This window comes from Schleiferilactobacillus harbinensis DSM 16991 (genome assembly GCF_000425885.1).
GTDB lineage: Bacteria > Bacillota > Bacilli > Lactobacillales > Lactobacillaceae > Schleiferilactobacillus > Schleiferilactobacillus harbinensis.
The window spans coordinates 25,365-39,044 of record NZ_AUEH01000010.1 but is presented as its reverse complement, the minus strand read 5'-3'; the positions used below and the strand labels follow the sequence as shown (position 1 = coordinate 39,044).

13 protein-coding genes are annotated in these 13,680 nt (G+C 51.7%); all 13 read left to right on the top strand.

What is annotated here, in order from left to right; translation table 11 throughout:
* The first annotated feature begins 99 nt into the window (after positions 1-99).
* The 13 genes from dhaK to H627_RS0104490 all read left to right on the top strand — a co-directional run bounded on the left by dhaK (position 100) and on the right by H627_RS0104490 (position 13,618).
* Positions 100-1,128 (top strand): dihydroxyacetone kinase subunit DhaK, encoded by a 1,029-nt coding sequence (gene dhaK / locus H627_RS0104550; protein ID WP_027827977.1) that lies wholly within the window; start codon positions 100-102, stop codon positions 1,126-1,128.
* Positions 1,118-1,699: a dihydroxyacetone kinase subunit DhaL gene (gene dhaL / locus H627_RS0104545; protein WP_027827976.1), complete on the top strand. Its 582-nt coding sequence runs from the start codon at positions 1,118-1,120 to the stop codon at positions 1,697-1,699. The genes dhaK and dhaL overlap by 11 nt, the downstream gene beginning before the upstream one ends.
* A gap of 16 nt (positions 1,700-1,715) precedes the next feature.
* Positions 1,716-2,096, top strand: coding sequence for a dihydroxyacetone kinase phosphoryl donor subunit DhaM (gene dhaM / locus H627_RS0104540; RefSeq protein ID WP_027827975.1), 381 nt, complete (start codon positions 1,716-1,718; stop codon positions 2,094-2,096).
* Between the two features lie 208 nt (positions 2,097-2,304).
* Positions 2,305-3,276 carry an ABC transporter permease gene (locus H627_RS0104535; RefSeq protein WP_051225176.1) on the top strand — a complete coding sequence of 324 codons (972 nt, stop codon included), beginning with the start codon at positions 2,305-2,307 and terminating at the stop codon, positions 3,274-3,276.
* A gap of 12 nt (positions 3,277-3,288) precedes the next feature.
* Complete coding sequence (locus H627_RS0104530; RefSeq protein WP_035439958.1) at positions 3,289-4,176, top strand: carbohydrate ABC transporter permease; 888 nt, start codon at positions 3,289-3,291, stop codon at positions 4,174-4,176.
* 21 nt (positions 4,177-4,197) lie between these two features.
* A complete protein-coding gene (locus H627_RS0104525) occupies positions 4,198-5,808 on the top strand; it encodes an ABC transporter substrate-binding protein (RefSeq protein ID WP_035439957.1) in 1,611 nt (536 codons plus the stop codon).
* Between the two features lie 2 nt (positions 5,809-5,810).
* Positions 5,811-7,298: a glycoside hydrolase family 32 protein gene (locus tag H627_RS0104520; RefSeq protein WP_027827971.1), complete on the top strand. Its 1,488-nt coding sequence runs from the start codon at positions 5,811-5,813 to the stop codon at positions 7,296-7,298.
* On the top strand, positions 7,295-8,179 hold the full coding sequence (locus H627_RS0104515; RefSeq protein ID WP_027827970.1) for an ROK family protein: 885 nt from the start codon (positions 7,295-7,297) through the stop codon (positions 8,177-8,179). Before H627_RS0104520 ends, H627_RS0104515 begins: the two co-directional genes overlap by 4 nt.
* Before the next feature lie 47 nt (positions 8,180-8,226).
* On the top strand, positions 8,227-9,204 hold the full coding sequence (locus tag H627_RS0104510) for a LacI family DNA-binding transcriptional regulator (protein ID WP_027827969.1): 978 nt from the start codon (positions 8,227-8,229) through the stop codon (positions 9,202-9,204).
* A 52-nt stretch (positions 9,205-9,256) separates the two neighbouring features.
* Positions 9,257-10,624 (top strand): glycoside hydrolase family protein, encoded by a 1,368-nt coding sequence (locus tag H627_RS17005; protein ID WP_081674661.1) that lies wholly within the window; start codon positions 9,257-9,259, stop codon positions 10,622-10,624.
* A gap of 165 nt (positions 10,625-10,789) precedes the next feature.
* Positions 10,790-12,040, top strand: a complete 1,251-nt coding sequence (locus H627_RS0104500; protein WP_035439956.1) for an ArgE/DapE family deacylase — start codon at positions 10,790-10,792, stop codon at positions 12,038-12,040.
* 63 nt (positions 12,041-12,103) lie between these two features.
* Positions 12,104-12,985: a GRP family sugar transporter gene (locus tag H627_RS0104495; protein ID WP_027827967.1), complete on the top strand. Its 882-nt coding sequence runs from the start codon at positions 12,104-12,106 to the stop codon at positions 12,983-12,985.
* A gap of 12 nt (positions 12,986-12,997) precedes the next feature.
* On the top strand, positions 12,998-13,618 hold the full coding sequence (locus H627_RS0104490; RefSeq protein ID WP_027827966.1) for a hypothetical protein: 621 nt from the start codon (positions 12,998-13,000) through the stop codon (positions 13,616-13,618).
* The last annotated feature ends 62 nt before the right edge of the window (positions 13,619-13,680 follow it).

Genomic DNA, 13,680 nt, shown 5'->3' with positions numbered 1-13,680 from the left:
GGAGTCAATACTATTTGGCAAATCCCACTTAGCCGGTTCACGCGCCAGGGGTCGCTGGCTTATAATGGAGATGTACGTTGAAAGGGGTGTCAAGTTCTCTTGAAAAAAATATTGAACAATCCAAGTGACCTCGTGCCGGAAATGGTTGCCGGCATGGTGGCCAGTTATCCCCAGTATGTCCGTCAGATTCCTGAAACCACGGCGGTTGTCCGGAACGATAAGGCATTCACCGGAAACCACCCAGCCAAAGTGGGCGTGGTCTCTGGCGGAGGCAGCGGCCATGAACCTTTGCACGCCGGTTTCGTCGGCCTGGGCATGTTGACCGCGGCCGTCGCTGGCCAGGTCTTCACGTCGCCGACGCCGGATCAGATCTACGCGGCGATCAAAGCGGCTGATCAGGGTCAAGGGGTCCTGCTCATCGTCAAGAACTACTCTGGTGATGTGATGAACTTCGACATGGCTAAGGATCTAGCCAGCATCGACGATATTTCCGTTGAATCCATTGTGGTGGATGACGATGTCGCCGTGGAAGATTCCCTGTATACCCAGGGCCGGCGCGGCGTCGCCGGCACGGTTTACGTGGAGAAAATTGTTGGGGCGGCTGCCGAAGCCGGGGCGGACCTCAAGAGCCTCGTTAAACTGGGCAAAGCGGTGATTGAGCAAACCAAGACCATCGGCGTCGCACTCCACGCCGCCACGGTGCCTGAAGTCGGTCATCCCGGTTTCGAACTGGGTCCGGACGAAATGGAATATGGTGTCGGCATTCATAATGAGCCGGGCTATAAGCGGGAAAAGATGGTCCCTTCGGCGCAATTAGCCAAAGAACTGCTAGATAAAATTGGGCAGCAATACACCGGCGGTCTCAGCGGCAAGAAGTTTGCCGTGCTGGTGAACGGCTTTGGCGCCACTCCGCTGGGTGAACAATTTGTCTTTGCCAACGACGTGCTCCAGCAATTAACGGACGCTAAAGCGACGGTCGCCTTCACCAAGGTCGGCAACTATGTCACCTCGCTGGACATGACCGGTCTTTCGCTGACGCTCCTGCAGTTAACAGATGATAAATGGCTGGACTATTTGAATGCACCAGCCGCGACGATTGGTTGGGGGGACACGCGTAATGAACGTTGAACAAGTGAAGCAATGGATGCAGTTGTACCAGACAGAAATTGAAAAGAACAAGGACTATCTCAGTCAGCTGGACACCGATATCGGCGACGGCGACCATGGCAACAATATGGCCCGGGGCGTCGACGCCGTGGCCGCTGGATTAGCGAAAGATAATCCAGCTGATTTGGCCCAGACCTTCAAGAGTATTGCCATGAGCCTGATCAGCAAGGTTGGCGGCGCGTCGGGTCCGCTGTACGGCACCGCTTTTCTCGAAATGGCCAAGGCCGCTAAGGACAGCGAAAGTGACATTCCGACTTTGCTGCAAGCGGCTGCCGATGGGGTCGCCAAACGCGGCGGGGCCAAGGTTGGCGACAAGACCATGGTTGATGTCTGGACCCCAGCAGCCCAAGATGCGAAGGCGGGCCAGCTCAACGCTGCCAACATCGACAAACTCGTTGAGGCAACTAAACCGTTACGGGCGTTGAAGGGCCGAGCGTCATATCTCGGCGAACGCTCCATTGGTCATTTGGATCCCGGCGCCGTCAGCACTGGGATGTTGTTGAAGACGCTGCTGCAAGCAACGGCCAAGTAAAGAAAGGAGGCTTTCCATGGCTGCCAATACACAGACCGGCATGGTGCTGGTGTCCCATGTACCCGAGATCGTGGCCGGCATCAGCAAGCTGATTCGCCAAGTTGCGCCGGACATTAACCTGACCACCGCCGGCGGCACCAGCGATGGCGACATCGGTACCGATGCCACCCATATTCTTCAAGCCATTGACGACAATCACGCCGATGAGTTGATGGTCTTCTACGATCTCGGCAGTGCGAAGATGAACTTGGATTTGGTCACCGACATGACCGACAAGACTCTGCACCGCTACGATGTGGCCTTCGTTGAAGGGGCGTATACCGCCGCGGCGTTGCTCCAAGCGGGGGATAGTCGGGCAGAGATTGAGAAGCAATTAGCGCCGTTGAAGATTAAATAATCACCGGCAACAGTGGTCCGCTGAGGCATCGCGCTTCAACGGACTATTTTTATCAAAAAAATTTTACAAAAGCGTTTACTTTTTCTACTGGTTCGTGGTATATTAAATTTGCAAATCGGAAACGTTTCCAAAACAAGCAGCCAACCGATTGCAATTTTTTACAAGAAAACTTGAAACGTTTCCAAAATATGGAAAGAAGGAGCTTTTCATGGAAAAGGTGTATCACACAACATCTGCAGCTGCGACCACTGTTCCGCGGATCGCCAAAAAGCGCCGGGATAAGGCGCTATGGGATCGGCTGAAGCGTGATCGCTGGCTGTATGTGATGCTGCTGCCGGGGATTCTGCTGACGCTGGTCTTCAAATATATTCCGATGTACGGCGCCATCATCGCCTTTAAAAATTACAATCCGCTGCTGGGGATCCTGCGCAGTCCGTGGGTGGGGTGGGCGCACTTCCAGGAATTCATTTTCTCCCCGAACTTCACGACCCTGCTGCTGAATACGTTCAAGCTCAGCGCGTACGGTCTGCTGCTCGGCTTTTTGCCGCCCATTATCTTAGCGTTATCGCTGAATCAAATCATGAACAAGAAGATTCGGCAGAAGCTGCAATTGATCCTATACGCCCCGAACTTTATCTCGGTGGTCATTATCGTGGGGATGCTGTTTCTGTTCTTGTCGGCAAACGGCCCGATCAACGGGATCGTGACCAAGCTCACCGGCAAGCCAATCATGTTCATGTCCAATCCTGGATATTTCCGAACAATATACATTCTTTCTGGGATTTGGCAGGGAATGGGCTGGGCATCCATCCTGTATACCGCTACATTGGCCGGAGTCAGTACGGATCTCTACGAAGCAGCCAACATGGATGGCGCCAACATTTTTGAAAAGATTTGGCACATTGATTTGCCGGCTCTCAAACCAGTGATGGTCATCAACTTCGTACTCGCCGCTGGCAATATCATGAATGTTGGTTACGAGAAGGCCTATCTGATGCAAACCTCAATGAATATCCCGTCATCTGAAATCATTTCGACGTATGTCTATAAGATTGGTTTGCAATCAGGCGACTATGCATACTCTGCCGCTGTGGGCCTCTTCAATATGATCATCAATGTGGTCTTATTGTTGTTCGTGAATAACGTGGTGAAGAAACTCAACGATGGTCAAGGGTTATAGGGGGACAACCAAATGGATATGAAAATGTACTCCAAATTTGACCGGCATGTGCTGGTGGTGAACCGGATCATTATCGGCTTTCTGGTGATCATCACAGTCATTCCGCTGGTTTACGTGACCGTTGCGTCCTTCATGGACCCGGCCACACTGCTGAATAAGGGGATTAGTTTCAACCCAGCAGATTGGACGACCCAAGGGTATCAACGGGTATTCGCCGATCATTCAATTGTCCGGGGCTTTCTCAATTCGATTTTTTACTCATTTGCATTCAGTGTCTTGACGGTTCTAGTTACAATGCTGACGGCTTATCCGCTCTCTAAACCCAGTCTGTATGGTCGGGGACCGATCATGATGTTCTTCGTGATTACTATGTTTGTCGGCGGCGGTTTAATTCCGACATATTTGCTGATCAAGAACCTGGGTATGCTGGATTCGGTTTGGGCATTAATTGTTCCTGGGGCAATCAATGTCTGGAATATTATCATTGCCCGCACCTACTTCAGCGGACTGCCCAAAGAGTTGTCAGAAGCGGCAACAATTGATGGCGCAAATGAAATGCAGATCTTCTTCAAGATCATGCTGCCGTTAGCGAAACCGATTATGTTTGTCCTTTTCCTTTATGCTTTTGTTGGTCAGTGGAATTCGTACTTCGACGCGATGATCTATATCAAAGATCCGAACCTCCAGCCCTTGCAGCTGGTGCTGCGGAATATCTTGATTCAAAATCAGCCCTCCCAAGATATGGTGGGTGCGAGTACAGCAATGGCAGAAATGAAGCAGATTGCGGAATTGATCAAATATGCCACGATTGTAATCTCCAGTTTACCGTTGATTGTGATGTACCCGTTCTTCCAGAAATACTTCGACAAAGGCGTTTTAGTTGGTTCAGTGAAAGGTTAATAACGAGGGGAGAAATTACCAATGTCTATCAAAAAATGGATTGCTGCTGCGGCGATCGTCAGTACCGTGCTCTTAGGGGCTTGTGGGAACAGTGCCAGTAAAGATACGGCCAGTCCAGATTACAAGTTAACCAAGGTTTCGTTCCCATTAAAAGAGAAGAAGACCTTGAAGATGATTTCGCAAAGCGCGGCCCTGGCTCCAAAAGATCCGAACAGCAAGCTGATTTTTCAACGATTGGAAAAAGACACGGGCGTCCACGTGGACTGGACCAACTACAATTCTGATTTTGCTGAGAAACGGAATTTGGATATTTCCAGCGGCGATTTACCCGACGCCATCTTTAACGCTGGCGCTGGTGATTACGACTTGCTGACCTGGGCTTCAAACGGCGTTATTGTGCCGGTGGAGAAACTGATCGACCAGTATATGCCCAATTTGAAAAAGATTTTTGCCGCACATCCGGAATATAAAAAATTATCCACGGCGCCTGATGGCCATATTTATTCCTTCCCTTGGATCGAAGAATTGGGTCAAGGCAAAGAATCGATCCATACGGTTAATGATATGGCTTGGATCAACGTCAAGTGGTTGAAGAAATTGGGCTTGCAAATGCCGAAAACCACAGCGGAATTGGAGCAGGTATTAGAGGCTTTCAAGACCAAAGATCCGAATGGCAACGGCAAGGCCGATGAGATTCCGATGTCCTTCATCAACAACGGCGGCAATGAAGATATGAAGCTGCTCTATGGCGCCTTTGGAGAAGGCGATAATGATGACCACACCATCGTCGAGAACAACGGAAAAGTCGAGTTTACAGCCGATAAGCCCGGTTACAAGGCAGCAACAAAATACTTCAACCAACTCTGGCAAAAGGGTCTGATCGATAAAGAAGCCTTTGAGCAGGACTGGAATGGCCTGGTGGCAAAGGGGAAAGCCAATAAACTGGGGGTGTACTTCACGTGGGATAAAGCTAATATTACGGGAGCCAATGACGACTATGATGCCCTGCCGGTCTTAGCCGGACCAGATGGCCAGCGTCATGTGACCAGAACCAACGGGATCGGTTTCTCCCGCGACCGTTTCGTAATCACCAGTGCTAACAAGAATCTGGAACTGACTGCGAAGTGGGTCGATAAGATGTATGAACCATTGCAATCAGTACAAAACAACTGGGGTACTTACGGTGATAAGAAACAAGCTAATATTTTCACGCTCAAGAACGGCATGCTGCACCACTTGCCGTTGAACGGCACTGCGCCAGGCGAGTTGCGGCAAAAGACGGAAGCAGCTGGACCGTTAGCAGTCTTGAATAGTTACTATGGTAAAGTCACCACGATGCCGGATGATGCCAAATGGCGGTTGGATCTGATGCACAAAACCTATTTGCCTTACATCACCAACAATAGCATTTTCCCTAAGGTCTTCTTCACGAAGAAGGAAACTGATCGATTGAACAAGATTGAAACTGACATGTGGGACTACATTTACCGCAAACGGGCTGAATGGATTACCAACGGTAAAATTGACCAAGAATGGGACGCGTACTTGAAAGAATTGAAACGCGTCGGTATCGACGAATGGCTCAAAATTAAACAGGACGGTTACGACAAGTATGTAAAAGGGACTGATTAATCGTGATGATTGAACAAACCGAAGCACTGGATCGCGCGAATCGGTATATTGAACAAAACCGGCATCGGGTGAATCCTAAGTACCGCGACCAATACCATCTGATGGCACCAGTGGGCTGGATCAACGATCCGAATGGGGCAGTATACTATCACGGCGCCTATCATCTCTTTTACCAGTATTACCCCTATGCCAGCAACTGGGGTCCGATGCATTGGGGCCACGCGCGCTCCAAGGATTTAGTCCACTGGGAAGACCTGCCCGTCGCATTAGCCCCGGACCAGGCCTACGATCGTGACGGCTGTTTTTCAGGCAGCGCGATCGTGCACCACGATCGGCTGTATCTGCTGTATACCGGACACGTGGTTGAGAATGGTCAAACGTTCCAGACCCAGTGTCTGGCGGTTTCGGATGATGGCATTCATTTCGTGAAATCCCGGCACAATCCGGTCATTGCCGGTGAGTTACTGGGCGACCACGGCTCGATCCATGATTTCCGGGATCCAAAAGTATTTGCCCATGATGGATCGTTTTATGCCGTGGCGGCGACTAAAACTACAGATAACCGCGGCCGTATCCTGCTGTTTAAATCAGTTGATCTCCAGCACTGGGACTTCTTTTCGACGCTGCTGACGGGTACCGCTGAACAGGGCATTATGTGGGAATGCCCCGACTTTTTCCACTTGGACGGCTATGATGTCTTGCTGATGTCGCCGATTCAGATTCCACGCCAGGGTTTGGCGTTCCGGAATGTGAGCTCCACGATGGCTTGTATCGGTCAAATGGATTGGACCACCGGTGAGTTGACCGTACAGACGACCCAGGAAATTGACTACGGTCTGGATTTTTATGCGCCGCAAACCCTGGTTGACGAGCAAGGGCGGCGAATCATGATTGCTTGGATGCAAATGTGGAATCGTACTATGCCCACCCATGAGCTCGATCATGGATGGGCCGGGGCAATGACGCTGCCGCGGGAGCTGCGGGTTAAAGAGGGCCGCTTAATTCAAAAACCGGTGTCTCTGGTTTATGGCCAATTGGAATATTTATCCGGGTCCGAAAACATTGACGTCAGCACCCGGCCGGTCGTTTTTCGCAACCTCGTGGGAGACAATACGTACATGCAAATTGTTTGTGATTTAGCCGAGGCGGCGTCCTTCACGATTCAATTTGCTAAAACAGGCCAGCAAGCGCTCACCCTGCGGTATGTTACCCAGACTGAAGAATTTCACCTTAGTCGGGCGGGCTTCGGCTATCCTATTACGGGTGATGAACGCCAGCCGCTGAATTCCCGGGCCGTACGGGTTCCGTTGGTCAATGATCAGCTCATTCTTGAGATTTTTCGGGACACCAGTGCGATTGAAGTCTTTATTAATGGTCAGGAAACAATGACCGCAACATTTTATGAAATTGAAAAAGGGCACGACATTGTCTTTTCCGCCGAAGGGCATGCCAAAATCGGCTCTTTTGAAACGGGAAGGGTTCGTGTATGACACAATACGGGGCAATTGAAGGCGGCGGTACAAAGTTTGTGCTCGCCGTTGCTGATGAAGATAACCAAATAATAGCGAGAACCAAGATTGCCACAGGCCAACCGGATGCGACACTGCGGGCAATCAGCGCGTTCTTTGACGACTTTGCGCTCACAGCTGTCGGTCTTGGCTCATTTGGACCAATTGATCTAAACGAAGATTCGCCCAGCTATGGCACGATTCTCAATACACCGAAAACTGCCTGGCAAGGATATGACATTGTTGGAGAATTGCACCAGCGGTTGCAGGTGCCGGTTTTTGCCACAACGGATGTCAATGTGGCCTGCTTAGGCGAGTATCAGTTTGGCATCGCCCAAGGGGTGCGCAGTTGTGTCTACTTCACTGTGGGTACCGGTATTGGAGCGGGTGCAATCAATCAAGGCCGCTTGATTCAAGGCTTGGCCCATCCAGAAATGGGTCATATGCGGGTTTTGCAGGATCCAGCAGATGATTTTGCTGGCCTTTGTCCTTATCACCGCAACTGTTTGGAAGGGCTGGCAGCTGGCCCCGCCCTGGCAGCCAGAGCCGGCCGGCCGGCTGGTGAATTGCCAGCAGATGATCGGTGTTGGGCAATTGAGGCGGATTATTTGGCCCAAGCTGCTAATACGGTGAGTTTGTTGTTAGCACCGGAGATGATTATTTTTGGCGGCGGCGTGATGAATCAGCCCCAGCTGCTGCCCATGATTCGGAATCGTTTTGAGCGATATAATCAAGGCTATGTGGACCGGCCGCCTTTGACTGAATATCTGCAAGGCGCCAGTCTCCACGACAATCAAGGGGTTTTGGGGTGCTTGGCGCTGGCCCAACAGGGCATGGTGCCCAGCACCGTACTGAATCAGTAGAACTTGGCTGATGGGTACCGTATACTGACTCAAGGAGGTGACCAATGATGAAAGCAACGATGAAAGACGTGGCCAAGATGGCTGGCGTTGGGGTCGGGTCCGTTTCCCGGGTAATTAATGGGGAACATGTAAAAGAAACGACACGCACCCGGGTCGAAGAAGCCATCAAAGTTCTTGACTATCAGCCGGATATCTATGCCCGGGGACTGAAAACAAATCGCACCAACACGGTGGCCTTGATTTTGCCAAGTGTTTGGCATCCTTTCTTCGCTGAATTTGCCCTATCTGTGGAATCTTGTTTAGCCGCGCAAAACTATAAGATGTATTTGTGCAATTCCAACGGCAATGCTGAGAAAGAGCGCGAATACATTCAGATGGTGCAGCAAAATAAAGTGGACGGCATCATTGGGATCACCTATTCGGATATTGACCAATATATTTCTAGTAATCTGCCTTTTGTCAGTATTGACCGCTACTTCACCGAAGACGTGATTTACGTGACCGCTGATAATGCCGCGGGCGGACGACTGGCCGTGGATGAGCTGCTCAAACGGCGGTGCCGGCATCTCGCTTATATTGGCGGGTATCAGGAAACACCCAATGAAACCAAAAACAGACGGAAGTATTTTGAAATTGAATGCAACGCGCGCCAAGTGCAATATGATGTGCTGGATATGCTTGAACCGTTGACACAGGTCAACCGGCATATTAATGAGTTCCTGGACGCCCATCCTGGAATTGATGGCATTTTTACCATCAACGACGACATGGCGCTGACCGTCTGCGATGTTTTACAGCAGCGCGGCCAACATGTCCCAGATGATGTCCAAGTCATTGGCTTCGATGGTCAGCGGATCAAAGAACAGGATGACTTTCTCGTGTCCACGATTGTTCAGCCCGTTGCCCTGATGGCCCAGCGATCCGTTGATTCGCTGCTGGCGGTGATTGCTGGCCAGACGGTCGATAATCGGACAGTGCTGCCGGTTGCCTTCGGTGCGAGTTGGACGACGCAACCAATTCAGTAAGTATAATGGCGTCTAAGGCAGCGGCTTTAGACGCCATTTTTAGGAGGAAAATATGATGCGCCACTGGAAATGGATCGCTGCTGTTCTGTTGCTGTGCTTAGTCGGCGGCGGGGCCTACTTAACTGTGCAAGCCAAAGCCAAGCGGGATAGCCGGCAAATTACCGCGGTGTACCCGCGGGCCAAAGAGAGTTTTGTCGGCGACCCAATGCCATTTTATGATCAGGGAAAATTTTCGATCTATTACTTGGAAGACTTGCGTAATGGCGAAGTCGGCTTCCACCCGTTCAGCTTGCTGACAACGCAGGACTTTTATCACTACACCAATGCGGGGCAAGTGATTCCTTATGTGAACCAAGAGGATAGCCCCGAACGGGCATTGGGGACGGGTTCCGTCATCAAAGATCAGGTGGGTCGGTATCATGCATTTTACACCGCTCACAACGATACTTTAAGTCCGAAGGAAGCCATTATGCACGCTACGAGCAATGACGGGCAGAAATGGACTAAACAGCCTAAAGACACATTCAAAGCCAGTGCCAATTATCAGGCCAACGATTTTCGCGATCCGTATGTGTTTTACAATACCTCAGCTAAAGAATACTGGATGCTGATTGCCACCCGCAACGCCGCCACGGGAGTGATTGCCCGATACACTTCAAAGGACTTAAAACAGTGGCAGGATCAGGGCGTGTTTTTCACTAACGACATGAATAATGATTCCACTCTGGAATGTCCCTCTGTGGTTCAATTCAAAGGCCGCTGGTATCTGGCGTTTTCTGACCAATTTGACCGGCGGGTCGTGCACTATCGGGTGGCTGATAAGTTAACCAGTACGTTCAAGGCTCCGCAACACGGTCAGGATTATGTGGACGGCGCGGGATTCTATGCGGGCCGGTTGGTGACGGACAACCAGCACCTCTATTTGGTGGGTTGGATTCCAACCAAAGAAGAGCATAGCGATCGGCTGAAATATAATTGGGCAGGTAATTTAGCCGTCCATGAGCTGATACCGCACGGCGATACTCTCGTGCCGCAATTGCCCCAGGCTGCGGCGAAGCAGATTACCAATCAGCAAGCAGCTTTAACGGATAAACGGACCAAGCTGCCGATTGCGTCTGCCGCTCGTTCGGTGACCTTAACCTTGCCGGCAAGCAAAAACAAGAAATTGATTTTAAGTGTTGGCGACACTAACCATATCGTAGTGGATCAACGAGCCGGCAAGATGGCCTATTACAACACTGCCTTGACGGATATCGCGCGCGGCAACCCGATGACGGAGACCACTTATCAGGCGGCAGCTGATGGAAAAATCAAAATCATTACCGAGGATGACATTATTGTGGTGTATGCTGGCAACCAAGCCTTTTCTAACCGTATTTATGAAGCCAAGAAGACACCGTTGACGATGCAGCTGCAATAGGCTGATGGGTTAAACAAATACGATCTGCCGACTGGTATGGCGGATCGTTTTTTGTCACCTCTGATTAGCACCGGCACTGTAATTTGTAAGCGGCAAACACCCTAATTCCCACTTCTTTGCTTACAATAGAAGTGGATATACATATATTGGGGAGAGTGACGCATCATGAGAATTGCAGAATATGACCAGATCCTAGCTGATCTGGTAGCCATTCCGTCGGTGAATGACCATGAAGCCGCGGTGGCGGATTACTTAGAAAAGTTGTTGGCCAAGCACCATATTACCGCTCAGCGAGTACCTTATGCCCCTGGCCGGGACAACCTCGTCGCTGAGATCGGCAACGGCCAGGGCCCGGTGCTAGGCTTCGACGGGCACGCTGATACCGTGGCTCTGGGGGACCGCGCGAAGTGGCAGACTGACCCGCTGGTTGGCACGATCAAGGCCGGCAAGATGTACGGTCGCGGGGTGACCGACATGAAGGCCGGCTTAGCCGCTGGCGTGATTGCCATGATTCAGCTCCATGACGCCGGCGTTTTACTGAACGGTACGATCCGCTTGCTGGCCACAGTGGGAGAGGAGATCGGGGAACTCGGCGCGCATCAATTGGCCGAACAGGGTTATGTTGACGATATGGCCGGCATTGTCATCGGCGAGCCCAGCGGTGTTGCCAAGGACTTTGTCACCCAGCCGGCGGCGCAAAGTATTTTTCCGCTGTCACCCGAAGAGCGGGATGTCCTGGTGGCCGCTAACCAGAATACAGAGCAGCATTTCGTTGTGGCCGCCCACAAGGGGACCCTGGCTTTCCGCGTTGATTCCGTCGGCCAGGCGGCGCACAGCTCCATGCCGGAGCTGGGGTACAACGCGATCACCCCCTTGCTGACTTTCTACAATCGGGTTCAGCAGTATTTCGAGGACCAAGCCGGGCTGAAAGATCCCATCTTGGGGCCCGCCACACCCGTGGTCACGCTGCTGAATGCCGGCGAACAGATCAACACCGTACCGGCCAGTGCCAGCATGAGTATTAATGTGCGCACGATTCCGGAAAAAACGAATGACGCCATGCTGGCCGATATTCAGGCGTTGGCGGATGAAGTCAACCAGGCTGAGCAGGCGCACTTAACGATCCGCGTCATCAGCAAACTTTCGCCAATGTCCACCGACCCTAACGCCCGGTTGGTCCAGTTGACGAAAAGAATTGGCGAGAAGCATTTGAAACAGCAGCTGCCGGTGATTGGCGTTTCCGGCGGCACTGATGCGTCGCCCATCGTGGATCGCAACCCCAACATTGAAGCCGTGGTGTTCGGACCCGGGAACTTTTCCGCCCATCAGGTGAATGAATACGTGGATATGGGGATCTATCACCAGTACATCAACCTCTACATTGATTTGTGCAAACACTATTTAGCTGGGATGTAAGCGCAATAATCAGTGTGCTGCTGAAAATTGTGATAAGCTAAAAGCACAAGTCTAAGTAAAGGAATGGTCATTACGGGGATTATTTATGCCCTCATCACGGCCGCCTGTTGGGGCAGTATTTCAGTGGTGAGTCACAAAATCGGCGGGAGCAGTCAGAACCAGATTCTCGGAGAAAGTTACGGTATTCTGCTCTTCGCCCTGGTCTATTACTTCATCGAACAACCAACGATTAATTTGGAGACGATGCTGGTGGGCGTGGCCTCAGGGCTGTTCTATTGCTGGGGTCAAAATCAGCAATTTCGCGGGTTGGAAGCCCTGGGTGTATCCATGGGGATGCCGCTCTCGACAGCGGCCCAGCTGGTGATCACGACGCTGGCCGGGGCCTTCGTCTTTGGCGAATGGACCGATCAGCGGGATTATGTTTTCGGCTTCGCGGCGCTCTTGATTTTGATTCTTGGCGCCGTGTTTACGTCTAAGAAAGAAAAGACAGCCGATACGCCAGCGCAAACCGGTAATAAACAGCAAGTGATCGGGATTGTCGCCGTACTGTTGTCCGGGGTGGGCATTTCGCTCTATTCCATCGTGAACAAGGCCTTTTCGCCGGATCCAGCGGCTTTGATTCTGCCCCAAGCTGTGGGAGTACTCATTGAAGGGTTCGCGGCCAGCAGCACGCAGTCGCCCCGCAAGCTCAACAGCCGCTTCACGTATTACAACATTGTCCTCGGTCTGCTCTGGGCGCTGGGTAATTTGTTCTATACCCAGGCGATACATATGAGCGGCCTGGCCATCAGCTTTTCCTTATCCCAAATGGGCGTTGTCATTTCGACCTTGGGCGGCATCCTGATTCTGCGCGAGCACAAGACCCGCAAGGAACTGGTCTATACGCTGATCGGTTGCGGTTTAGTGATTCTGGGCGGCGTCCTGTTGGGCGTTATGCAGGCTTAGGGAGGCAATGATATGACAGACGAAGAGAAAAAACAGGTCCAAGCCTTAGTCCACAGTGCGCACCGAATTCAGACCGGTCTGTGGCTGGCGGCCAGTATTTGGCTGCTGGCCTTGGCCGGCGCGATTGGCCAGCAGGTTGCCCGGGCGTTGGGGTATACTGCCCAGCTGCCGCTGGCTGCCGCGGCGGCGATCATCGCGGTGCTTTTGGCCGTCACCGCCTATCCGTTGACCCTTCTGATTCAGCAGCAGCAATTGGCGAAAAAAGTGTGGCAGAGTTTGCCCCAGGAAAAGCTGCGCTCCACCGCTCAAGTAGCCGACCCCATCACTGGGGTGACGGATTTGGGCACCCATTATTTGGTGACGGCCCCGCTGGCTTCGATTACCTTAGAAAAGGGGCCCACTCAGGTGGAGGTCGATCCTCAGGCCACGCAGTCCACATACAAGCAGCAGTCCAGTTATTTCAATATTCATCACTTGAATCACTGGCTGCGGCCGGCCGCGGTGAGCGGTAAAGAATTTCTGGCTGCTTTGCCGGAGGATCGGTATGAACAGCTCGTTAATGCTGATCGGCAAGCAGATATTCTGCATTTGACGCCCGCTGATTTTGCTCAATTGCAACGGACCAGCGAGTAATACAGCTGTTTGTCAAAACGCCCGCCTTGAAGCTGCTATGACAGTTGAAAGGCGGGCGTTTT